This window comes from Clostridium sp. AM34-11AC, assembly GCF_003435375.1.
In the GTDB taxonomy this organism is placed as follows: domain Bacteria; phylum Bacillota; class Clostridia; order Lachnospirales; family Lachnospiraceae; genus Pilosibacter; species Pilosibacter fragilis.
Genome location: NZ_QWGL01000016.1, coordinates 50,027 through 73,004 on the forward strand (window position 1 = coordinate 50,027; position 22,978 = coordinate 73,004).

General features: G+C 48.3%; 18 protein-coding genes, 2 tRNA genes and 1 pseudogene. 12 read left to right on the forward strand and 9 right to left on the reverse strand.

The window, feature by feature from the left end; translation table 11 throughout:
- Positions 1-120 precede the first annotated feature (120 nt).
- A complete protein-coding gene (locus DW826_RS10765; protein WP_117470339.1) occupies positions 121-1,539 on the forward strand; it encodes an alanine/glycine:cation symporter family protein in 1,419 nt (472 codons plus the stop codon).
- Positions 1,540-1,885: 346 nt separating this feature from the next.
- Here the strand turns inward: DW826_RS10765 and DW826_RS10770 are convergent, their stop codons facing one another.
- Positions 1,886-2,317 carry an Rrf2 family transcriptional regulator gene (locus DW826_RS10770; RefSeq protein ID WP_117552712.1) on the reverse strand — a complete coding sequence of 144 codons (432 nt, stop codon included), beginning with the start codon at positions 2,315-2,317 and terminating at the stop codon, positions 1,886-1,888.
- A 233-nt stretch (positions 2,318-2,550) separates the two neighbouring features.
- Between DW826_RS10770 and cysK the strand changes: the two genes are divergently transcribed.
- The 4 genes from cysK to DW826_RS10795 all read left to right on the forward strand — a co-directional run bounded on the left by cysK (position 2,551) and on the right by DW826_RS10795 (position 6,618).
- Entirely contained in the window at positions 2,551-3,483 is a 933-nt protein-coding gene (cysK, locus tag DW826_RS10775) for a cysteine synthase A (RefSeq protein ID WP_117552713.1), read from the forward strand.
- A gap of 535 nt (positions 3,484-4,018) precedes the next feature.
- A complete protein-coding gene (gene rbr, locus DW826_RS10780) occupies positions 4,019-4,555 on the forward strand; it encodes a rubrerythrin (protein WP_015553723.1) in 537 nt (178 codons plus the stop codon).
- 618 nt (positions 4,556-5,173) lie between these two features.
- Positions 5,174-5,767 carry a hypothetical protein gene (locus tag DW826_RS10790; RefSeq protein WP_015553720.1) on the forward strand — a complete coding sequence of 198 codons (594 nt, stop codon included), beginning with the start codon at positions 5,174-5,176 and terminating at the stop codon, positions 5,765-5,767.
- The gene (locus DW826_RS10795) at positions 5,764-6,618 is read left to right on the forward strand and encodes a nucleotidyl transferase AbiEii/AbiGii toxin family protein (protein WP_242990660.1); all 855 of its coding nucleotides are present in this window, start codon (positions 5,764-5,766) and stop codon (positions 6,616-6,618) included. Before DW826_RS10790 ends, DW826_RS10795 begins: the two co-directional genes overlap by 4 nt.
- Before the next feature lie 131 nt (positions 6,619-6,749).
- Here the strand turns inward: DW826_RS10795 and DW826_RS10800 are convergent.
- The 3 genes and pseudogenes from DW826_RS10800 to DW826_RS10810 form a co-directional block, all read right to left on the reverse strand.
- Positions 6,750-8,070: pseudogene (locus DW826_RS10800) on the reverse strand (IS1380 family transposase).
- A 300-nt stretch (positions 8,071-8,370) separates the two neighbouring features.
- Positions 8,371-8,949, reverse strand: coding sequence for a TIGR01440 family protein (locus DW826_RS10805; protein WP_117514663.1), 579 nt, complete (start codon positions 8,947-8,949; stop codon positions 8,371-8,373).
- 121 nt (positions 8,950-9,070) lie between these two features.
- Complete coding sequence (locus DW826_RS10810; RefSeq protein WP_117552715.1) at positions 9,071-10,528, reverse strand: nicotinate phosphoribosyltransferase; 1,458 nt, start codon at positions 10,526-10,528, stop codon at positions 9,071-9,073.
- Positions 10,529-11,615: 1,087 nt separating this feature from the next.
- Between DW826_RS10810 and ileS the strand changes: the two genes are divergently transcribed.
- From ileS to DW826_RS10845, 7 genes are all read left to right on the forward strand, one after another.
- Positions 11,616-14,819 carry an isoleucine--tRNA ligase gene (gene ileS, locus DW826_RS10815; RefSeq protein ID WP_117552716.1) on the forward strand — a complete coding sequence of 1,068 codons (3,204 nt, stop codon included), beginning with the start codon at positions 11,616-11,618 and terminating at the stop codon, positions 14,817-14,819.
- A 118-nt stretch (positions 14,820-14,937) separates the two neighbouring features.
- On the forward strand, positions 14,938-17,394 hold the full coding sequence (locus DW826_RS10820) for a glycogen/starch/alpha-glucan phosphorylase (protein ID WP_117552720.1): 2,457 nt from the start codon (positions 14,938-14,940) through the stop codon (positions 17,392-17,394).
- 165 nt (positions 17,395-17,559) lie between these two features.
- On the forward strand, positions 17,560-18,429 hold the full coding sequence (locus DW826_RS10825) for a SpoIID/LytB domain-containing protein (RefSeq protein WP_181968046.1): 870 nt from the start codon (positions 17,560-17,562) through the stop codon (positions 18,427-18,429).
- A gap of 161 nt (positions 18,430-18,590) precedes the next feature.
- Positions 18,591-19,454, forward strand: coding sequence for a M23 family metallopeptidase (locus tag DW826_RS10830; protein WP_117552721.1), 864 nt, complete (start codon positions 18,591-18,593; stop codon positions 19,452-19,454).
- A gap of 247 nt (positions 19,455-19,701) precedes the next feature.
- Positions 19,702-19,974, forward strand: a complete 273-nt coding sequence (locus tag DW826_RS10835) for a spore coat associated protein CotJA (RefSeq protein WP_117552717.1) — start codon at positions 19,702-19,704, stop codon at positions 19,972-19,974.
- On the forward strand, positions 19,971-20,345 hold the full coding sequence (locus DW826_RS10840; protein WP_242994088.1) for a spore coat protein CotJB: 375 nt from the start codon (positions 19,971-19,973) through the stop codon (positions 20,343-20,345). The genes DW826_RS10835 and DW826_RS10840 overlap by 4 nt, the downstream gene beginning before the upstream one ends.
- Before the next feature lies 1 nt (position 20,346).
- On the forward strand, positions 20,347-20,970 hold the full coding sequence (locus DW826_RS10845) for a manganese catalase family protein (protein WP_117484349.1): 624 nt from the start codon (positions 20,347-20,349) through the stop codon (positions 20,968-20,970).
- A gap of 84 nt (positions 20,971-21,054) precedes the next feature.
- Here the strand turns inward: DW826_RS10845 and DW826_RS10850 are convergent, their stop codons facing one another.
- The 5 genes from DW826_RS10850 to DW826_RS10870 all read right to left on the reverse strand — a co-directional run bounded on the left by DW826_RS10850 (position 21,055) and on the right by DW826_RS10870 (position 22,963).
- A complete protein-coding gene (locus DW826_RS10850; protein WP_021903995.1) occupies positions 21,055-21,225 on the reverse strand; it encodes a DUF1540 domain-containing protein in 171 nt (56 codons plus the stop codon).
- A 123-nt stretch (positions 21,226-21,348) separates the two neighbouring features.
- On the reverse strand, positions 21,349-21,765 hold the full coding sequence (locus DW826_RS10855) for a CBS domain-containing protein (RefSeq protein WP_015553710.1): 417 nt from the start codon (positions 21,763-21,765) through the stop codon (positions 21,349-21,351).
- 11 nt (positions 21,766-21,776) lie between these two features.
- Complete coding sequence (locus DW826_RS10860) at positions 21,777-22,370, reverse strand: lactate utilization protein (protein WP_015553709.1); 594 nt, start codon at positions 22,368-22,370, stop codon at positions 21,777-21,779.
- Between the two features lie 443 nt (positions 22,371-22,813).
- Positions 22,814-22,885 (reverse strand) — tRNA-Glu (locus DW826_RS10865).
- A gap of 4 nt (positions 22,886-22,889) precedes the next feature.
- Positions 22,890-22,963: transfer RNA gene (locus DW826_RS10870), tRNA-Pro, on the reverse strand.
- Between the last annotated feature and the right edge of the window lie 15 nt (positions 22,964-22,978).

Consider the following 22,978-nt stretch of genomic DNA (forward strand, 5'->3'; position numbering starts at 1 on the left):
AGGGAGGTATAATGGAAGGTGCAGTTCTGGCAGAATTTTCTGGAAAAATGATTGTAAATACGGGTAACTTACAGTAAAATTTTGGGGTAACAAAAAAAGAAAAAAGAGGGGTAACAACACATGTACGATTTGTATGGGGCACTGATCGGGAATCTCAGTAATTATCTTTACACATACATCCTGATCATCTTACTTGTTGCAGGCGGAATCTACTTTACGGTTCGCACAAAGTTTGTTCAGTTCCGCTATTTAAAGGAATCTTTGCGGGTCGTTCTCGCACCGAGTGAGGATGACAAGGCGATCTCGTCCTTTCAGGCACTCATGGTTTCGACGGCATCCCGTGTGGGAACCGGAAACATCGCAGGCGTATCCACAGCAATCTGTCTCGGCGGACTCGGATCATTATTCTGGATGTGGCTCACAGCGCTTCTGGGAATGTCTACTGCTTTCGTGGAGGGAACTCTGGCTCAGATCTATAAGCGCCGTTCCGATGACGGCGGCTGCTACGGCGGTCCGTCCTACTACATCGATCAGGCAACCGGAAAACACTGGCTCGGAATCCTGTTTGCAGTGTTCATGATCCTGACCTACATGGTCGGCTTCAATCTGGTTGCATCCTTCAATATCGCAGATGCATTCCGTGTCATTCCGGCATACTCCCAGAATGAAAACCTTGCAAAATGGATCATCGGCGGCGTGCTTGCAGTGTTATTCTTCGTCTGCATCAGCGGCGGTGGAAAACAGATCGCAGGGATCACGGAAAAGATCGTTCCGTTCATGGGATTCTTTTACATTGCGGTTGCCGTGTTCGTGATCGTGACCCATATCACACTTCTTCCAGGAGTGTTCGCAGAGATCTTCCGCAACGCGTTTGATGTGAAAGCAATTTTCGGCGGATTTACGGGGTCTGCGGTCATGCTTGGTATCAAGAGAGGTCTTTTCTCTAACGAAGCCGGTGTCGGCGCTGCTGCGTGTGCGGCTGGTTCCGCGGGTGTTTCCCATCCGGTAAAGCAGGGACTTGTTCAGGTGCTTTCTGTATTCCTTGATACCTGTATGATCTGTACAGCAACTGCGATGCTGCTGCTCTGCTCCGGTGTGGAGCCGGATGCGGATATGGCCGGAATGGCCTATGTGCAGGCGGCTATGAACAACACACTCGGCAAGTTTGGTGTTGTGTTTATTACAGTTTCCCTGTTCCTGTTTGCATTTACGACTCTGCTTGGAAACTTCTATTATGCGGAGACAGGGCTTGCGTATCTTTGCGGCATGACTCCATCTAATGGGGCAAAGTGGTGCATGAGGATTGTTGCTGCGGTGGTTGTGTGCGTCGGCGCTACGATGAAGCTTGGTATTGTCTGGGATACAGCGGATGTGCTGATGGGCTTCATGGCGCTGATCAATGTGCCGGTGATCGTTATTCTCCTGAAGCCGGTACTGCGGTGTCTTGAGGATTATACAGAGCAGAAAAAGGCCGGAAAGAATCCGGTGTTTAAGGCGGAGCATATTGGACTGAAGGAGAAGGTGGACTTCTGGAATTAGGGACGATATTTCCGGGAATGGAATTGGATATGGAAATAGGTGAAGGGCAGCCGCAAGGCTGTCCTTTTTTTTGGGGGGGGGGGACGGGAGCGACGATTTTGGCGAGAGTACGCTGCCGGTCAGCGTTCAGCCTCAGACGCTTGGATTTTCCGGGCGGTTCCTCTAAGCTTGCGAAAGAATGCTAAGGACGGGGAAAAGTCGGCACAACTCGCCTTCGGCTCAAACAAGTGCCGCCTGTCCCCCAACGCATTCTCCCGCGAGCTAAGAGGAAACCATGCCTGGAAAATATGCGTCTGTGTCTGAATGCTGACCGGCGGCTGGTTGTGGCTGTGCGAAGGAAAAGTTCTTATATTACATAATCATCCCCGGGCTGACCATTCTGCACGAGATCGGCGATGGTGATGCCGTCTAAGTATTCGTTGACGACTTTGTCGAGACCCTGCCAGAGAGGGAGAGTTTTACAGCTTCCCATTCTGGGACAGTTGGTGCTGCCGGGATCTAAGCAGGCTACCGGAGCCATGGAGTTTTCAGTGAGGCGAAGGATGCTGCCGACTGTGTACTGTTCCGGTGCTTTTGTGAGACGATATCCGCCGCCTTTACCGCGGACCCCCTCTAAGAGTTTTGCCTTTACGAGGATTTTGATGATGCCCTCGAGGTATTTTTCAGAGATTTCCTGTCTCGCTGCTGTATCTTTTAATGGAATATAGCCGTCGGTCTGGTGCTCCGCAAGATCGATCAGGACGCGGAGAGCGTAGCGGCCTTTTGTTGAAACCATCATAATCTGTATCCTCCCATGCTGCTGCGAGTTGCTGAATATTTTTGATCGTAATGTAAGTTTAACATTATTCCTATTATAATACAAGGTTTAAGGGAAATAAAGACAGTGAAAAGGATAAAGGTGTTGTGATATATGATAGAAATTTTCTAACATGATATCCGGAATGAGACTTGACAAACAGATGATATCGCCATATAATCCTATTAACATATATGAAAGGTAGGTAATAACTTATGGCAAACATATATACATCCGCAGACCAGCTGATCGGAAAGACTCCGCTCTTAGAGCTTACACAGATTGAAAAATCCGAGGGACTTAACGCGAAGATCCTTGCGAAGCTGGAATATTTCAATCCGGCCGGATCGGTAAAGGACAGGATCGCGAAGGCGATGATCGATGACGCTGAGGCGAAGGGAATCTTAAAGACTGGTTCTACGATTATCGAGCCGACTTCCGGAAACACAGGAATCGGTCTTGCGTCGGTTTCGGCTGCCCGCGGTTACCGGATCATTATCGTTATGCCTGAGACCATGAGCGTGGAGAGACGCCAGCTTATGAAAGCCTACGGCGCAGAGCTTGTGCTCACGGAGGGCGCAAAGGGAATGAAGGGCGCGATCGCAAAGGCGGAGGAGCTCGCAAAGGAGATTCCGGGAAGCTTTATTCCGGGACAGTTTGTAAACCCTGCGAATCCGGAAGTTCATGAGAGAACAACCGGGCCGGAGATCTGGGAAGATACGGACGGCAAGGTTGATGTTTTTGTCGCTGGTGTCGGCACCGGCGGAACCATCACCGGAACCGGAAGATATTTAAAGAAGCAGAATCCGAATGTGAAGGTCGTTGCGGTGGAACCGGCAAGCTCCCCGGTACTGGGCCAGGGCAAGGCAGGATCCCACAAGATCCAGGGAATCGGAGCCGGATTTGTTCCGGATGTTCTCGACACGAAGATCTATGATGAGATCATCGCTGTGGAGAATGATGATGCGTTTGCGGCAGGAAAGTTAGTTGGAAAGAAGGAAGGAGTCCTCGTGGGAATTTCCTCCGGTGCGGCGATCTGGGCAGCGATCGAACTTGCGAAGAGACCGGAAAACGCAGGAAAGACGATCGTGGCACTGCTTCCGGATACCGGCGACAGATACCTTTCCACACCGTTATTCGCGGACTAAGGGAAGAAAAAACAGATAAAAATATATGAGAAAGACTGCGGGTTCATATCGGTTGATATGTGGATCGGCAGTCTTTTTATGCAGCAGGAAATGCCGGGGAATTCCCTGCTACATAAAAGGCATTAACGTGCTAAAGATGCTCACTTGCGCGAAGATGTAAATTGCCGCACGCGACCGCGCGAGGCGCAAGAATGTGCCAGGCACATTCTTTTTCTACAATGGAAGCTCCAAATGTGCCGGGCGTATTTTTGGCGTTTTTGACAGAAGGTCGTGAAAAACTGTTTGGAGCAAAAGTAAATAAATCCTGAAAAACAATAATAATTACTATTATTGACATTTAAAACAAAGTATGTTAGAATACAACCATAAACAAGACGATACGCAACAGACAAGACGATACGCAACAGACAAGACGATATACAACAAAAAAGACGACCGTCAGACAGAAACGGTAAATTACAGGAACAGAAAGAATCATTTTGCAAAAAGAAGGGAAAACAATAAGAAAACAAGAATCAGAAAGGAGTTCAACACTATGAGCAGATACGCAGGAACAAAAACAGAAAAGAACCTCGAGGCAGCATTCTCCGGTGAATCCCAGGCAAGAAATAAATATACCTACTTTGCATCCGTAGCAAAGAAGGAGGGATACGAGCAGATCGCAGCTTTATTCTTAAAGACAGCTGACAACGAGAAAGAGCACGCGAAGATGTGGTTCAAGGAGTTAGATGGAATCAGCGATACCGCTGCAAACCTTGCGGCAGCCGCAGCAGGGGAAAACTACGAGTGGACCGATATGTACGAGGATTTTGCGAAGACCGCCGATGAGGAAGGTTTCCATGCTCTCGCAGCAAAATTCCGTATGGTAGGCGAGATCGAGAAGCACCATGAGGAGCGCTACCGTGCCCTTCTTAAAAATGTGGAGACAGCTTCTGTATTCGAAAAGAGTGAAGTAAAGGTATGGGAGTGCCGCAACTGCGGGCATATCGTGATCGGAACAAAGGCACCGCAGGTATGTCCGGTCTGCAGCCATCCGCAGAGCTACTTTGAAGTTCGCGAAGAAAATTATTAAGTCATATGCTTACGTTATGGCACTGTTCTATTTCATTGCCTGCTGAATGAAAAGCATCGAAAAGAAGGGGCTGTCGCATTAGCAAATATTTTTTGCTGGGCGGCAGCCCTGCTTTATGCCCAAATGGGGGCGAAATCGGTTGTGATTTCGCCCTCATCCCTTATAAACACAGTTCATTCCCAGACATCCCTTTCGGTATGCCTGAGTTCAGAAAGGTCCATTTCCTCCACAAAGGCACTTACCAGACGAACTGGATCATCAGATGGAATAGAAATCTCTAAATCCAGCGGAAGTTTGATTTGATAATCCAGCGAAAATGAGGTATAATCCCTCTGTATTATTTTGTTTAGTCGCATAAACTGATTATACCACGGACGCCGGGCTTTTCGAAGCTCGGCGTTTTGTGTTGGATATATAAAAGGAGCTGCCGCACGTTAGTGCGACAGCCCCTCTGTTGTTGTTCGATTTTTGGTGTATGGTAAATGTCTTGCTTTAGATTGCCGTTTACTTCAGTCGTAATTTAATTGTAAATATTTTTCGAATGTTTCCAACAAGATATTGACTTTAATCGTAATTATAAGTATAATATTATTGAGTTATTATAATCGAGGTGAGTGTATGGATTACATGACTGAACTCACCGCTATTGCAAAAACGCATGGCGGAATTATTGAAACGAAAATAGCAGCGCAACGCGGCATCTCCAAGGCGATGCTTTATAAGTTGTGCAAAGAAGATAAAATCCATCGTATTGTAAAAGGCCAGTACATTCTTCCCGATGATATGCAGGATGAATTATTGGCAATCAGTAACCGTTCAGAAAGAATCATTTTTTCTCACGAAACAGCTCTTTACCTTCACGGAATTTCTGACCGTACTCCATTTGAGCATACGGTTACTGCACCGTCTGGTTGTATTCCTTCTGCGGCAATTAAATCTGAATGCAAAGTGTATTATATCAAGCCTGAATTGTTTGAACTTGGCAAAACAACGCTGAGAACACCTGCTGGAAATGATGTTCCTGCATACGATCTTGAACGCACCATTTGTGATGTAATTCGCAGCCGTAACAAATTGGGAACTGAAACATTTTTAGCGGCACTTAAAATGTACGCCGCAAGCCCGAAGAAAAACCTAAACCAACTGAATACATATGCAAAACAGATGCGTGTTGAAAAAGTGTTGCGTCAATATTTGGAGGTGCTTCTGTGAGTAAAGCAATGAGTTTGAAGGCGAAAATTCGCAATATCGCAAAACAGAAGAATATCCCTGCACAGGTCATTCTGCAGAACTATATGTTTGAGCGTCTGCTTGTCCGCCTTTCCGCTTCCGAATACAAAGAGAAGTTTGTATTAAAGGGCGGTATGTTGGTAGCCGCCATTGTCGGACTCGACAACCGCGCAACCATGGATATGGACACCACTCTTAAAAATCTGCCCCTTACACCGGAAGCAATTCGCAGTGCGTTGGAAGATGTTTGTGACATCGCATTCGATGACGGCGTTGTATTCGAGATTGGCACAATTTCGCCCATCCGTGAAGATGATATTTACGGCGGATACCGTGTCATGCTGAACGCCAAGTTTGATACTCTGCTGACTCCACTTAGCATTGATGTGTCCACCGGTGATGCTATTACACCCCATGCGGTGCAGTACAACTTCTCTGAAATTTTCGATGATGAGAAATCTTATGAGCTGTGGGCATACAACATTGAAACCGTCATGGCCGAAAAGGTTGAAACTATTTTACGCCGTGGCGTGTTCAATACTCGTCCCAGAGATTTTTACGATACCTATATACTGACCACAACGCAGAAATTCGATAATGCGGTATTTGCTGATGCGTTAAGTGCAACTGCCAAGCATCGTGGCACTACAGAACAGATTGCAGATGTTCCTTCTATTCTTTACAACATCGAAGAAAGCCCGGAACTCAAAACAATGTGGGACAAGTATCGCAAGCAGTTTTCTTATGCGAAAGATATTACTTACGAACAAATTATGGATTCCATAAAGACTTTGCTCAAACCTGAATTATTCACGGAGCAATTTCTAACCTAAACCTTGCACCATGAATTGAAAAAATGATCCATGCAGCCATAACTTCTCTCAATTTGTCAGAAAAAAGGGCATAAAATCCCTATGACGAGTTTTTGAGCAATTATCAGGCTGTCAAGGTTCGTTGACAGTTGCTATTCCAGCTGTACATCCAGCTTACCTATTGCAGAAAGGGTGTCATAAAACTCTTCTTTATATGGACAACTGCTGCACAGCTTGAATGTGATATATCTTGCTGAACGGACTACTTTTGCAGCAATCTTCAGCAGTTTTAAACGAACGGTATCAATGCGTTGTTTCTGCATTTCTGCTGATAATACCAATCGTCTAAACCAATTAAATATGTTGTAGGCAAGAGCATGTACCTGGACTCTGTTTGCATTTACGATTCTGTTGTGACTGCTCACCGCAGAAAAATCAAAACCAGATTTGCTTTCTTTGATGAAGTTTTCCATCAGACCTCTTTTGCAGTAAAATTTGATAAGGTATTCCGGTGAGGAATCCATGTTTGTGACGATAAAGGTATACATGTAAACCATTTGGTTTTCTGGCTTCTCAACCTTGCACACAACGCGTCTTTCATAAGGCCATGGACCAGCTTTGTACATGGATTCACCGTAAACCACAGCGTAGTCTACCTTGTTATTTTGAGTCCGACTGGTAAGTGCATCTGCAAGAAACGACGCTTTTTCACGGAGAACCTTGTTTCAGCCGGATGACATAGCTTGTTCCGTTTTCCTCACACTGTTTATAGAGATCAGGAGTTGCAAAACCACTATCGCCGCGAAGCAGGAGATGGATGGTTGGATAATCATTCAGGTACTCGTCGAGAATCGGCTGCAGGAAATCGGTTACACCGGTACAGGAATAAGCCGCTCCATCACGGAGTTGGATTTTTATCAGATCACCAGTGATTCCGTCATAACAGACGAGCGGATGGTAGCCATTACTCTGATAATGGAAGTTAAATGCCCTGCCTTCCTGTTTGCCGTATGCTGCGAGGAGCGTGGAATCCAGATCCAGGATCACGGCCTGAGGCATCTGGATGCTGTAGATCCTTTTTCTGAGTATCCGGCTGATCTCCTGGAATTGCTTTAAAGTATCTTCATCCATGCGGTTAAAGAATCTTGATACGGTTGGCTGAGATGCTAATGCGGATTTTTCAAGTACAGCTTTAAAAACAGGATCATTGGTCAGTTCATCCGAAGCATCATCTTCGAAGTAACCGGCCATGATCATATATATCATCTGGAGAAGGTTATCCCTGTCCGTATGATATCGAAACACTGCAGAATCATCGGTCTTAAATGAACGGTTTAAAATCCGTTCAATGCCAAGTCTGCTTATGAACTCTTTGATGAGGAGTAAGCCTGCATCGGAGGATAGGTCGCCTTCATCAAAATTTATTTTAATTTGCCTATTGCTTTGAAGTGAAAAGGTGTTTACAATACTCATAAAGGGCTCCTTTGTTGGTTTTTATTTTGATTAGACACCTTAATTTTACCACAAATGGATGCTCTTTTTATTCACTTAACAAGTGAAAATCAATATGTAATTAAAATACAATAACTATGTGGCTTTCAGCCACGATCACGGCTTTGCCGTGAATAATTCAGGATGAGGTATAATCCTTCTGTATTATTTTGTTTAGTCGCATAAACTGATTATACCACGGACGCCGGGCTTTTCGAAGCTCGGCGTTTTGTGTTGGATATATAAAATGAGCTGCCGCACGTTAGTGCGACAGCCCCTTTTTTATTTCTGATAAGCAGCCCGCTCGCCGCCGATATATTTGAGCCGTGTTCTCGCACAGACAACATGGGCGGAGCCGATGGATTTGATGGTGGTGCGGACCGGAACGGCGACATGGCGCAGATGCATACCGATCAAGGTGTCACCGATATCGATCCCGGCGTGTGCTTTTATAAATTCCACTGCGCAGGGATGCTCAAAGCCACTCCACGCGGCGGTGGAGAAGGAACCGCCGGCCTTCAACTGCGGCTTTACATTCACCATCTCAAGGCCATATTTCTCGGCGCACTCTTCCTCGATGATCAGAGCGCGGTTTAAGTGCTCACAGCACTGGGCAGCGAGGTAGAGACCGTGTTTCTTTGTCACATGGGAAAGGGCGGTAAAGACAGCCTGTCCGACTTCGCTGCTGGAGTAGCAGCCGATCGCGTGGGCAGCGATCTCGCTGGAGGAGCAGCCCACCACCAGGATCTGCCCCGGTTTCATTGCGGCGGTATTGATCAGCTCCTCGGCGATCGCTTTTGTCTGTTCATAAATTAAGTCAAGGTCCACATCGACGGATGTGGCGATATCTGTTGCGCTCATAGTATTTCCCTCTTTTTGCAGAATGCCCGGAGACTGAAAATACTCCGGGCGGTATATGGTTTCATGGTTAAATGGATCCGGCGGTGCATGCCGCTGTCATGAGGAACATGTGAACTGGAATTTACTCGAAATGATATTTGTCTAGCAGAGCATGCTTCATATCCCAAAGCGGCTTGGAAAGATCCACATGGACCTCATGCGGGTTTACAAGACGCTTTGTCTCATCCCATAAGGTATTGAGCTCTTCCTTGCAGTATTTCTGGATATCCATGACCTTCGGGGAGTGGTAGACACACTCGCCGTCCTTGAATACCTGTACCGGAAGCTCACGCATCGTGTAGGTTCCGGGAGCGAGGAGGGTCTTTTTCCAAGTTGCCACCGGGTCGAAGAGCAGTAACGGTTCGTCCTCGTTGAAGGTCTCTCCCACGAGACAGATAATGTCCGCGATGACCTTGTGGCTGTCCTTTCCGTAGATACGGTAGGTGGTCTTGTTGCCCGGGTTTGTGATCTTCTCCTCGTTCTCGGAGAGCTTGATCTTCGGGATGAAGGTTCCAGTCTTCTTGTCCATGATCGCCGCGAGCTTATAAACACCGCCGAAGGACGGGCAGTCCTTGGAGGTGATCAGGTTTGTGCCGACACCCCAGGAGTTGATGGTTGCGCCCTGGTTCTTTAAGCTTGTGATCAGGGTCTCATCGAGATCGTTGGATGCGGAGATCACAGCGTCCGTGAAGCCTTCCGCATCGAGCATTTTTTTCGCCTCTTTGGAGAGATAAGCGAGGTCTCCGCTGTCCATACGGATTCCGTAGAAGGTAAGCGGGATTCCCTCGGCGCGCATCTCCTTGAATACCTGGATCGCATGCGGGATACCCGAATTTAAGGTGTCGTAAGTGTCGACTAACAGGATACATGCAGTCGGATAGAGTCTCGCGTAGGTGCGGAAGGCGGTGAGCTCATCCGGGAAACTCATGATCCAGCTGTGGGCATGGGTTCCTTTTACCGGGACATCGAACATCTGGCCGCAGAGAACATTGGAGGTACCGATACAGCCGGCGATCATAGCGGCTCTCGCACCGTAGATTCCGGCATCCGGACCCTGGGCACGTCTTAAACCGAACTCCATAACTCCGTCTCCGCGGGCTGCATGGACGATCCGGGAAGTCTTTGTTGCGATCAGGCTCTGGTGGTTGATGATATTTAAGATCGCGGTCTCAACAAGCTGGGCCTGCATGATCGGGGCGATGACCTTTACGAGAGGTTCTCTCGGGAATACGACGGTTCCTTCCGGGATTGCGTAGATATCACCGGTGAATTTGAAGGTGGAGAGGTACTCCAGAAAATCTTCCCCGAAGAGTCCTGTGGTGCGGAGATAATCGATATCTTCCTTATCAAAGTGTAAATTTTCGATGTATTCGACAACCTGCTCTAAGCCGGCCGCGATGGCAAATCCGTTTCCATCCGGATTTGTGCGGTAGAATGCGTCGAAGATGACGGTCTCATTTGCATCCTTTGCATGAAAGTAACCCTGCATCATGGTCAGCTCGTAGAGATCTGTAAGCAGCGTCAGGTTTCGTTTGCTCATAATGTTTCTCCTTAAATTTCTCCGCGGTAAGTGTCAGCGGAATATTAAACGCAGCAGTCCGGAGCGTATAAAAATGCCGGACGATAACGACAGCTTAAGTGCGGTTCACCCCAAAAGAACCGGGCGGCTGTCAAACGTGTTGTGGTTGATTATATCAGTTCTTGTGCGAAAAGGCAAATTGCGTGTTAAAAAAGTAACGAACACTTCAAAAGAACGTAAAATGTGCCTAAAAAGTTAAGAAAGAAAACAGGAAGACGGCATCAATATGGAAAGATTTCGCAACTCCCGAGGGATTCCCTTGACTTTTAAATACCTTATTACTATAATTATTTTGATACCAAGGTCAAAAGGTCGGAAATCTGATGCAAGCTTGCTTGCAAGAGGATTTTTGACCTTGGGACCCGCCTAAAACATGAATAAGTAGCCATTTTTCGTAGAAAAATGAGCGGATTATGAATGTTTTGAGGATTGTGGAAGCACGTAGTGCGAAACAATCCGGTATCAAAGGGGGCAAAAGACCTTTTGACCCCAACATCATTATTTTGTCTGAGTGTAAAAAAATGTAACTATGAACAGATTCGATGGTTACATTCAGACAATCCATAGAAAAAAGCCATGACGGAGACAGTAGGTTCACAAGCAGAAAGCCAAAGCGAGCCGGGGACGATGGAAGCCCGGTGCTTTTTCGTGAAAGGAAGATCACTCCCGAGCTGGAAGCTGAACCCTGAAAGCGGTACTGCTTTTGGAAAGTAAGTGTACCCGGTGATTCCGCCGTTAAAGGGAACTCATATGTCAGTATGCAGCAATAGGTGGTTAAAAGCGTTATTTTCGCCCTGTTCTCATTGAGAATGGGGCTTTTTTATGTACCAGGAAATTCCGAAGAATTCCCTGGTACATAAAAAGGCACTGACGTGCCAAAGATGCGCACTCGCGCGAAGATGTAGACTGTCGCAAGCGACCGCGCGAGGCGCGAGAATGTGCCAAGGCACATTCTTTTTCATTACTAATTCAGCATACGACACACAAAACACGAAGAGCATAACAACGAGAAAGTTATGCGCAAAACATTGATTGGAGGAAATGTGTCATGTACGAGAAAGTATCAACAGACCTGAACTTTGTGGACAGGGAAAAACAGGTTGAGAAATTCTGGAAAGATGAAAAGATCTTTGAAAAGAGTATCGACAGCCGCAGAAAAGGAACCCCTTACGTATTCTATGACGGACCGCCTACCGCAAACGGAAAACCGCATATCGGACACGTACTTACCCGTGTTATCAAGGATATGATCCCGAGATACCGCACCATGAAGGGCTATATGGTTCCGCGTAAGGCCGGATGGGATACCCACGGACTTCCGGTAGAGCTTGAGGTCGAGAAGCTTCTTGGTCTCGACGGAAAAGAGCAGATCGAGCAGTACGGTGTTGAGCCGTTCATTGAGAAATGTAAAGAGAGCGTCTGGAAATACAAAGGAATGTGGGAGAATTTCTCCAGCACCGTTGGTTTCTGGGCTGATATGGATAATCCGTATGTTACCTACCATGATGACTATATCGAATCCGAATGGTGGGCATTAAAACAGATCTGGGATAAGGGACTTTTATATAAGGGCTTTAAGATCGTTCCGTACTGCCCGCGCTGCGGAACACCGCTTTCCAGCCATGAGGTTGCCCAGGGATATAAGGATGTAAAAGAGAAATCTGCCATCGCCCGCTTCAAAGTAAAAGGCGAGGACGCATACTTCCTTGCATGGACCACAACACCGTGGACACTTCCGAGCAACGTGGCTCTCTGCGTAAATCCGAAGGAGACCTACGCAAAGGTAAAGGCTGCAGACGGCTATACCTACTATATGGCAGAAGCCCTGCTTGATGCCGTTCTCGGAAAGCTTGCGGATAAGGAAAATGGAACTCCGGCATATGAAGTTCTTGAGACCTGCACCGGTAAGGATCTTGAGTACAAGGAATACGAGCCGTTATTTGACTGCGCAGTTGAGATCTGCGAGAAACAGCACAAGAAGGCATACTTCGTGACATGCGCGGATTATGTAACCCTGACAGACGGTACCGGCGTGGTACACATTGCACCGGCCTTTGGTGAGGACGATGCCCAGGTAGGCCGCCGTTATGATCTCCCGTTTGTACAGCTTGTAGACGCAAAGGGCGACATGACAAAGGAGACTCCGTACGCAGGCGTATTCGTGAAGAAAGCGGATCCGATGGTCTTAAAAGACTTAAAGGAAAAAGGCCTGTTATTCGAGGCACCGGCCTTCGAGCACAGCTACCCGTTCTGCTGGCGCTGTGACACACCGCTTATCTACTATGCGAGAGAGTCCTGGTTCATCAAGATGACAGCGGTGAAGGATGATCTGATCCGCAACAACAATAAGATCAACTGGATCCCGGAATCCATCGGTAAGGGACGCTTCGGTGACTGGCTGGAGAATGTTCAGGACTGGGGAATCTCCAGAAACCGTTACTGGGGCACACCTCTTCCGGTATGGCAGTGTGAGTGCGGAAAGATGCACTGCATCGGCAGCCGTGAAGAATTAAAGAAGATGAGCCCGAATTATCAGGATGTTGTTAAGAAATACAGCAAGGAGATGGATGGAGACAAGGGAGAGGTTGAACTTCACCGTCCGTTTATCGACGATGTAGTGATCACCTGCCCGGACTGCGGAAAAGAAATGCACCGTGTACCGGAGGTTATCGACTGCTGGTTCGACTCCGGCGCAATGCCGTTCGCGCAGCACCACTATCCGTTCGAGAACCAGGAGCTTTTCCACAAACAGTTCCCGGCACAGTTCATCTCCGAGGCTGTTGACCAGACAAGAGGATGGTTCTACTCCCTGCTCGCTGAGTCCACGCTGCTCTTTAATGAGCCGCCGTACCAGAACGTTATCGTTCTCGGCCACGTTCAGGATGAGAACGGACAGAAGATGAGTAAGTCCAAAGGAAACGCTGTCGATCCGTTTGACGCCCTGAAGACATATGGTGCCGACGCGATCCGCTGGTACTTCTACATCAACAGCGCACCGTGGCTGCCGAACCGCTTCCATGGAAAGGCTGTTATGGAAGGACAGAGAAAGTTCATGGGTACTCTCTGGAACACCTATGCATTCTTCGTTCTCTATGCGAATATTGATAACTTTGACGCGACCAAGTACACACTGGAGTACGATAAGCTTCCGGTCATGGACAAATGGCTGTTATCCAAGTTAAATTCTACTGTTAAGGCAGTGGATGATGACCTTGCGAACTACCGCATCCCGGAGGCAGCAAGAGCACTCCAGGAGTTTGTGGATGACATGAGCAACTGGTATGTCAGAAGAAGCCGTGAGCGTTTCTGGGCAAAGGGCATGGAGCAGGATAAGATCAACGCTTACATGACTCTTTACACAGCTCTTGTGACGATCAGCAAGGCAGCAGCTCCGATGATCCCGTTCATGACAGAGGAGATCTACCAGAACCTGGTAAGATCCATCGATAAGACGGCTCCGGAGAGCATCCACCTCTGCGACTTCCCGACCGTTGATGAGGCACATATCGATGCCGAGCTGGAAGCAAAGATGGATGAAGTCTTAAAGATCGTTGTGATGGGACGTGCGGCAAGAAATACCGCAAACATCAAGAACCGTCAGCCGATCGCAAAGATGTTCGTAAAGGCACCGGAGAAGCTTCCGGAGTTCTACCAGGAAATCATCGAGGACGAGTTGAATGTGAAGTCCGTAGAGTTCACAGACGACGTGAGAAGCTTTACCTCCTACACCTTCAAGCCGCAGCTTAAGACGGTAGGACCGAAGTACGGAAAACAGCTCGGAAATATCAAGAAAGCTCTGGCTGAGTTAGACGGAAACGCAGCGATGGATACGTTGAACGAGAAGGGCGCTCTGACCTTCAACTTTGACGGAAATGAAGTCGTTCTCACAAAGGATGACCTCCTGATCGACATGGCACAGACAGAAGGTTATGTATCCGAGGCAGACAATACCGTGACCGTTGTTCTCGACACAACACTGACACCGGAGCTTCTCGAGGAAGGCTTCTACCGCGAGATCGTCAGCAAGATCCAGACCATGCGTAAAGAGGCTGGATTCGAGGTTATGGACCACATCTACGTTTACGCGGACAAGAATGAGAAGATCGCAGATCTGATCAAGAAGTACGCGGACGAGTTAAAGAGCGAGGTCATGGCTGACAACATTATGCTTGGTGAGATGGCTGGCTACACGAAGGAATGGAACATCAACGGCGAGGATGTTGTATTCGGCGTAGTGAAAGTGACAAAATAAGATACGGCGATCGCACGGATCTTTCTATGACAGAATCAACACAACAAGGGACCTGTATTCTGCGGGACAATGGGGGTTTCGCAGAATGCAGGGAATCATCATGAAGGAGGACTTAGGGGTGAGTCAGACAATGAATAAGGATGAACTGAAAAAGGTCATTGCGTTGAATGTGAAGAGTCTTTATCGCAAAACGATCGATGAGGCAACTCCGGCTATGATTTATCAGGCAGTTGCGCTTGCAGTCAAGGATATGATCATCGACCGCTGGATCGCGACTCATAAAGAGTATGAAAAGCAGGATGCAAAGGTTGTTTACTACATGTCCATGGAGTTTTTAACCGGTCGTTTCCTCGGCAACAATATCATCAGCCTCTGTGAGCAGAAGGAAATCGAGGAGGCACTTTCTGAACTGGGCTTTGACCTGAATTCCATTGAGGATCAGGAACGGGATCCGGCACTCGGAAACGGCGGTCTTGGACGTCTTGCGGCATGCTTTTTGGATTCCCTTGCATCTTTAGGCTATCCGGCATATGGCTGCGGCATCCGTTATCGTTATGGAATGTTCAAACAGCAGATCCGTGACGGATATCAGATCGAGGTCCCGGATGAGTGGTTAAAGGACGGCTATCCGTTTGAGATCCGCCGCGCAGAGTATGCGACGGAGGTCAAATTCGGCGGTTACGTGGAGACTGAGTGGGACGGAAAGAGAAATCATTTCGTACAGAAGGGCTACCAGTCCGTTATGGCAGTTCCGTATGATATTCCGATCGTGGGATACGGCAACAATGTCGTAAACTCCTTAAGAATCTGGGATGCACAGCCGGTGAACACCTTCAACTTAAGCGAGTTCGACAAGGGTGATTACCAGAAAGCTGTTGAGCAGGAGAATCTGGCGAAGACCATCGTTGAGGTCCTTTACCCGAATGATAACCATTATTCCGGAAAAGAGCTTCGCTTAAAACAGCAGTATTTCTTTATTTCTGCCAGTGTTCAGCGTGCCATCAAAAAGTACAAGGAAAAACATGACGATATCCATAAATTCTATGAGAAGGCATCCTTCCAGTTAAACGATACACATCCGACCGTTGCGGTTGCTGAGTTAATGCGTATCTTACTTGACGAGGAGAACTTAGAGTGGGATGAGGCCTGGGAGATCACGACAAAGACCTGTGCCTACACAAACCACACCATCATGGCTGAAGCTCTTGAAAAATGGCCGATCGAGCTGTTCTCCCGTCTGCTTCCGCGTGTTTACCAGATCGTTGAGGAGATCAACCGCCGTTTTGTAGCCCAGATCCAGCAGAGATATCCGGGTGACAACGAGAAGATCCGTAGAATGGCGATCATTTACGACGGACAGGTCCGCATGGCTTACCTTGCGATCGTCGGCAGCTTCTCTGTAAACGGTGTTGCGAAGCTTCACACAGAGATCCTCGAGAAACAGGAGCTTCGTGACTTCTATGAGATGATGCCGGAGAAATTTAATAATAAAACAAACGGTATCACCCAGAGACGTTTCCTGCTTCATGGCAACCCGCTGCTTGCAGACTGGGTGACCGACAAGATCGGAAATGAGTGGATCACAGATCTCTCCAATATTAAAAAGCTTTCTGTTTATGTGGATGATGAGAAGTGCCAGCAGGAATTCATGAACATTAAGTACCAGAACAAGATCCGTCTTGCGAAGTACATCAAGGAGCACAACGGCATCGATGTCGATCCGCGTTCCATCTTCGATGTTCAGGTAAAACGTCTGCATGAGTACAAGAGACAGCTCATGAACATCCTTCATGTGATGTATCTCTACAACCAGTTAAAAGATAACCCGAATATGGACATCGTTCCGAGAACCTTCATTTTCGGTGCGAAAGCAGCAGCCGGATATAAGCGTGCAAAACTGACCATCAAGCTCATCAACAATGTGGCTGATGTGATCAACAACGATAAGTCCATCGGCGGCAAATTAAAGGTCGTATTCATTGAAGATTACCGTGTATCCAACGCAGAGCTGATCTTCTCCGCTGCGGATGTCAGCGAGCAGATCTCCACAGCAAGTAAGGAAGCATCCGGGACCGGAAACATGAAGTTCATGTTAAATGGCGCTCTGACCATCGGAACCATGGACGGCGCAAATGTGGAAATGGCGGAGGAAGTCGGCAAGGAGAATATGTTCATCTTCGGTGCGTCCGCAGATGAGATCATCAACCTTGAAAACAACGGCGGCTACAACCCGATGGATATCTTCAACAATGATCAGGATATCCGCCGTGTGCTGATGCAGCTCATCAACGGCTATTATTCTCCGCAGGATCCGGAGCTGTTCCGCGATATCTACAATTCCCTGCTCAACACCCAGAGCAGCGACCGCGCAGATACCTACTTTATCTTAAAGGATTTCCGTTCCTATGCGGAAGCTCACAGAAAGATCGACCAGGCATACCGCGACGAGAAGTGGTGGGCGAGAACTGCGATGCTCAATACCGCATCTGCAGGAAAGTTCTCCTCCGACCGTACGATCGAGGAATACGTAAGAGATATCTGGCATCTGAAGAAGATTAAGGTAGAGCTGAAATAATGTAACTGTGAAGGTGCTTGACAGTTACGGATAACATAAAAAACAGACCCGTCTCATACAATAGTGATATCAGGAAAATTCGGCATGGAGTTTTTCGGGCAATCCGCCCGGAAGACTTCCGGATCTGAAATCCGGTATCACAGGTGTATGAGGCGGGTATTTTTTATGAAGCGTTTTTTTATGGTCTTATGGATGACGGTCATGATCCCCTATGTGACAACGCTGGCGTGGACAGGCCGGATCCGGACGGATACAGGGACGGAAGTCCCGGCGGAAGAGTTTCTTACCGGAGTCGTTGCGGCGGAGATCCCGGCAGAGTACGGGATCGAGACATTAAAAGCACAGGCGGTGCTTGCGAGGACATATATCTACCGGCTTGTGGATCCGGGGCTGGAACGTATCCGGGAAGAGGAACTGGACATAGATTGTCTCAGCATGAGGGAGATGGAGAAAAAATGGGGGAAAGAACATTTTAGAGAGTATTACGGGAAGATCCGTACCGCGGTGCAGGAGACAGAAGGACTCGTTGCGGAGTACGATGGGGAGCTGATCGAACCGTTCTACTGTGAGGCGTCGGCAGGAAAGACGAGGGAACTTGCCGCATATCCATATATCTGTTCTGTGGAGAGTCCGGGAGATCTGGAGGCAGGAGAATTTTTATGCGTCCGGACCTTTACGGAAGCGGAGTTTGCGGATAAGATCGGAAGAATCGGCGGGCCGCGTCCGGGAGCGGACGGCATTGCGGAAAAAATTCAGATCATCGAGCGGGATGATGCCGGGTATGTGAAGCGGGTGCAGATCGGGGATATGGATTACACTGGGGATGAAGTCCGGGATTCTCTGGGGCTTTTATCGTCCTGTTTCCACTTTTCGTCTGCGGACGGGAAGATCCGGGTGTCATCGAAAGGGATCGGCAGCGGATACGGATTCTCCCAGACAGGGGCGGATGCGATGGAGAGAGAGCAGGGGAGTGAGTTCCGGGAACTGTTGAAATATTATTTTCAGGGGATTGAGATCGTGAAAATTGCGGAGTGAAAGAAGCTTAGACCAGGTTTCGCTTATTAATGCCGGAGAGTATTTATTTAAGCCTGCATAAGGTGGATCACAAAAGATAAAAGGTGGATACTTCCAGAAAAAAGTATGATTTCGTGTATAACTTCACCGCCGCGGGTAAGAATATTACCGAGGTGATAAACGTGAAAGAAAGAGGAAATCAGCTTTTCAAGGACAAATTTGTCCTTGTCATGCTCGTACTTGGCCTGTTGACTATTGTTGCGGCAGCAGGCGCTGTAAGAATCCAGAAGGGGAGAGAAAATATCGGAGAGAGCCCCTATCTGGAGATCGAAGACCCGGACCATGTGATCGCAGGGGATTCCAACGCAGGAGCGGAGTCCGGCGGCGATACACTGGCGGGGGAACTGGCGGCATCGGGAGATGAAGCCGGGAATGGGGAATCTGCCGGAGACGGCACGGCTGTCGGTCTGGCGGACAATGAGAATGCTGCCGGAACTGGCGCTGATCCCGGCAATTTTGCCGGAGAAATTTCGATGGATACCGGTCTTGCTGATGCATCAGATAGCGCCCTGACAGGCGATAATCCCATGGCGGAAGCCGGTGCCGCTGTCAGCGAATCCCTGGTCCTCGATTTCGCAGACACAGACAAGCTCTCCTGGCCTGTGACCGGAAATATCGTTCTTGGCTACAGCATGGACACCACGACCTACTTCCCGACTCTGGACCAGTACAAAGTCAACCCCGCCAATGTGATCCAGAGCGAGGTCAGCACCCCGGTATCGGCTCCGGCGGACGCCAGAGTCGTCTCTGTCGGGACAAATGAGGAGATCGGTAATTATGTCAACCTCGACCTCGGAAACGGATATACCGCTGTCTGCGGCCAGTTGAAAGAGATTCCCGTTGTAGAAAACGAGTACATCCACCAGGGTGATCTCTTAGGTTACGTCGCAGAGCCGACAAAATATTACACGGTGGAGGGCACAAATGTGTTCTTTGAGTTTCTGAAGGACGGCGTGCCGGTGGATGCGTTGGATTTTCTGGAGTGAGAGAGCGTGGTTACACGTAAAAATCGATTCCGGCTCAACTGCACCGATGGACTTTTGTCCTTCGGCGTAAATTCTCTTACAGTCAGCACAGCAAGTGTGCAGATCTGCTGAATATTTTAAAAGTTTAGTGCAAAAAGCCTTCAGGGAAGCTCTCTGGAGGTTTTTTGCAGTGTTCAGACCTGAGCATTCCCATATTTATGGATGATGCATATTCTAATATCAGAACAAAGAAAGGAGACATCCGCATATGAATTGCAGAAATTCCGATCTGCCGGATACCGCTATGGCTCCGTCCTGCGACTGCGGCAGAAGTCTGTCTGATATTTCCGGCCCGGGACCTGTTGTGCGTCCGGTGGCCAACTTTTGTTTTGACGACAATGATCCAAGATTCCCGATAGGAATGGGATATGTTCCGATGCAGATGTGGGGGACCATATATCCGTTAGCCAGAGGTTTTGTCCGGGGAACGATCTTCCCGTCCCTGGATCTTCCATTTGCTGTGGGGAGGTGCAGAAGATGAGGGAAATGTATCGATGCAGCATGATGCCGGGAATGCCGGCAGAACCCATGCGTGACTCCCGCCTGTCAGCACAGAGTGCGATGCCTGCGTGCAGTACGTGCCAGAGTGCCGGGGGCATGGCCGTACAGGATAAAGAGCTGTTGATGCGTCAGATCATGGAAGCCGGTTTTGCGATGGATGACGTTGTCCTGTTCTTAGACACTCATCCGGAAAATCAGGATGCACTGCGCTATTACAAAGCGGTCCGTGACATGCGTGACCAGTCCATGGCTGCCTATGAGAGGCGGTTTGGGCCGCTGAGATACACCGATGTCACGTCCATGTCCTGGAACTGGGTAACTGAAAAATGGCCATGGGAAGGAGGATGCTAAGATGTGGGTCTACGAAAAAAGATTGCAGTTTCCGGTAAATATAAAGGAACCGAATGCGAAGATGGCGCAGTTCATTATGAGCCAGTACGGTGGGCCAGACGGCGAGATGGGTGCGTCCATGCGTTATCTCTCCCAGCGCTACTCAATGCCGTATGGGGAGCAGAAAGCGGTTCTGACGGATATCGGAACGGAGGAGCTCGCCCATCTGGAGATCGTCGCGGCGATCGTTCACCAGCTCACAAGAAACTTAACAGCGGAGGAGCTGGAAGCGCAGGGATTCGGCCCGTACTATATCGACCATACCACGGGGATCTGGCCTCAGGCGGCTGGCGGTGTGCCCTTTAACGCCTGCGAGTTCCAGTCGAAGGGAGATCCGGTGACGGATCTCTTCGAGGACCTTGCAGCAGAACAGAAAGCCCGGAGCACCTACGACAACATTCTTCGTGTCGTGACAGATCCCGATGTCTGCGAACCGATCCGTTTCTTAAGGAAGCGCGAGATCGTCCACTTCCAGCGTTTCGGAGAAGCTCTTCGCGGTCTTCAGGAGAAGCTGGACTCCAGAAACTTCTACGCCTTCAACCCGAGCTTCGATCCGCAGCCGGCTGCGGTGGGAAATTCACGGTAGAAGAATAGAAAAAGAGATCCCGTTCCTTTTCCATAAAATTTATGGGAGGAAGGGATCTCTTTTCTCGTCAAACATCAGACCGGACTACATCTTGCACTGGAAGGAATCACAGTCGGTACATTCCTTTTTTGTAGGATTGAGTTCATGCGTTCCTACATGGATACGGTCTAAGGTGCAGTAATCCACATTTTCCGCATGATGCACGCAGTTATGGATCGAGCACTGGATGCTGTCGTTCTTTTCCTGATTCATCATTTCTCACCACCTTTTTCTGGGATGGTATCAGTATAACCGGACGGCAGAAAATGATGCTGGAAGAAAATGACAGGAACTTATGCGACGGTCTGAAAAAAGCCATTTCACCCGGAATCCAATAACTTAAGCATTTCCTGTTTTCTTATAGGAACCGGAAAAATATTTCATGATATCACGTCTCGTGATAATTCCGATAAAGGATTTATTGTCATCGAGTACCGGGACGAAGTTCTGCTGCATCGCCTTATCCAGCAGATCTTCCATCTTTGCTCCGGCGTTTACCGGGCTGTTGTCCTGACGGCGCTTTACCTCCATGACGGAGATCAGCTCCATATCCTTTAAACTCTGGTTCAGATGGCTCTTCATGTACCAGAGCAGATCACCTTCTGTCAGCGTTCCCGCATACCGTCCCTGCTTTGTGAGAATCGGCAGGGCGGAATAGCCGTGCGCCTCCATCAGGTCGATCGCTTCTCTGAGGTTCGCGTCGGAATAAATAAATGCCACATCATTCTTTGGTGTTAGAAAAAACAGAATATTCATGTGTCTCTCCTTTAATATCCAAGATCTTCATTGATAAATACCATTTCAACTTCCATTCCGGTACAGGGGCGTTCTAAGATCAGAATCGCGTTACAGATCCTTTCCGGACTATTGCAGTCATAGCACTTTTTGTCATCGGACACGACGCAGGGAGTCTTCTTGTTAAAACGCGCCGCGTTCTTTGGACAGGCGATATTTCGCGCGCGATCCATTGCGGAGGACAGATCCGGCGCGATTTTATTTTTCCCGATCACATAGTATACTCGTTTCGGTCCAAATAAGCTCTCGGAAAGACGGTTTCCGGTTCCGTCGATGTTGATGATCTGGCCGGTCGCGGCAGCCGCGTTGGCACTCAGGATATATACGGTGGAATCTTTCGCCTTGATCCTTGCATCCGGTCCCTGTTCCCAGTGCCAGATCACTTCGTTGTCTTTTCCGAGGACCTCAAAGAGATTCATCTCTTTTGCGGTGATAGAGCCGCCAAAGCCGACCTTCTCGCCCTTGATCTGGTTACTCAGATAAGCGGCAGCTTCCTCCTTTGTCTCGAAATATGATGTATGAAAACGATGGTTTTCAAAGTTCTTTTTTAATACTGCGTAATCCATAAGTTCTCGATGTTCCTCCTTCGGGTACAGGCGGCAGCCGCCGCCGGGTCAGTGGCGCAAAAACCGGTCCAAAAGAAGCAGCGGATCAGCTTTTTCTTGCGTAAATAGAGTCATGATACTTCACCATGACTCGTCTATTGACATTATAGCATAAATTGTAACAAAAAGAGGAAAGAAAACATGAATTATTTGTGAAAAAAATTGAAATAAGTCATAGCGTATGGAAATAGGTTTCGGTCTGGAGTTCTTTGGATGGGTGATTTTGATATCATATTGACATTTAAAAAAAAATAGAATATGATGTAGGCAGCTAAGAAATGTGGTGAACTTTTCTCATGCGACGCAAAAACCCCAGAGGCTGCCACCTCTGGGGTTTTCTTGTATTAATGAAAACTATGATAGATATAAAAAAAGAAGCTGTATGGAAGTTCCATACAGCTTCATGACCTGTCCGGGAATCGAACCCGGGTTTACGCCGTGAGAGGGCGTCGTCTTGACCGCTTGACCAACAGGCCGGAATCGAGGCGACAAGATTCGAACTTGCGACCTCTGCGTCCCGAACGCAGCGCTCTACCAAACTGAGCCACGCCTCGATGTTCTTGAACGTT

Excerpts from the sequence above, each read along its gene's own strand:
- DW826_RS10765 (WP_117470339.1), top strand. The coding sequence starts at position 121 with ATGTACGATTTGTATGGGGCACTGATCGGGAATCTCAGTAATTATCTT.
- DW826_RS10770 (WP_117552712.1), bottom strand. The coding sequence starts at position 2,317 with ATGATGGTTTCAACAAAAGGCCGCTACGCTCTCCGCGTCCTGATCGAT.
- cysK (WP_117552713.1), top strand. The coding sequence starts at position 2,551 with ATGGCAAACATATATACATCCGCAGACCAGCTGATCGGAAAGACTCCG.
- rbr (WP_015553723.1), top strand. The coding sequence starts at position 4,019 with ATGAGCAGATACGCAGGAACAAAAACAGAAAAGAACCTCGAGGCAGCA.
- DW826_RS10790 (WP_015553720.1), top strand. The coding sequence starts at position 5,174 with ATGGATTACATGACTGAACTCACCGCTATTGCAAAAACGCATGGCGGA.
- DW826_RS10805 (WP_117514663.1), bottom strand. The coding sequence starts at position 8,949 with ATGAGCGCAACAGATATCGCCACATCCGTCGATGTGGACCTTGACTTA.
- DW826_RS10810 (WP_117552715.1), bottom strand. The coding sequence starts at position 10,528 with ATGAGCAAACGAAACCTGACGCTGCTTACAGATCTCTACGAGCTGACC.
- ileS (WP_117552716.1), top strand. The coding sequence starts at position 11,616 with ATGTACGAGAAAGTATCAACAGACCTGAACTTTGTGGACAGGGAAAAA.
- DW826_RS10825 (WP_181968046.1), top strand. The coding sequence starts at position 17,560 with ATGAAGCGTTTTTTTATGGTCTTATGGATGACGGTCATGATCCCCTAT.
- DW826_RS10835 (WP_117552717.1), top strand. The coding sequence starts at position 19,702 with ATGAATTGCAGAAATTCCGATCTGCCGGATACCGCTATGGCTCCGTCC.
- DW826_RS10840 (WP_242994088.1), top strand. The coding sequence starts at position 19,971 with ATGAGGGAAATGTATCGATGCAGCATGATGCCGGGAATGCCGGCAGAA.
- DW826_RS10845 (WP_117484349.1), top strand. The coding sequence starts at position 20,347 with ATGTGGGTCTACGAAAAAAGATTGCAGTTTCCGGTAAATATAAAGGAA.
- DW826_RS10850 (WP_021903995.1), bottom strand. The coding sequence starts at position 21,225 with ATGATGAATCAGGAAAAGAACGACAGCATCCAGTGCTCGATCCATAAC.
- DW826_RS10855 (WP_015553710.1), bottom strand. The coding sequence starts at position 21,765 with ATGAATATTCTGTTTTTTCTAACACCAAAGAATGATGTGGCATTTATT.
- DW826_RS10860 (WP_015553709.1), bottom strand. The coding sequence starts at position 22,370 with ATGGATTACGCAGTATTAAAAAAGAACTTTGAAAACCATCGTTTTCAT.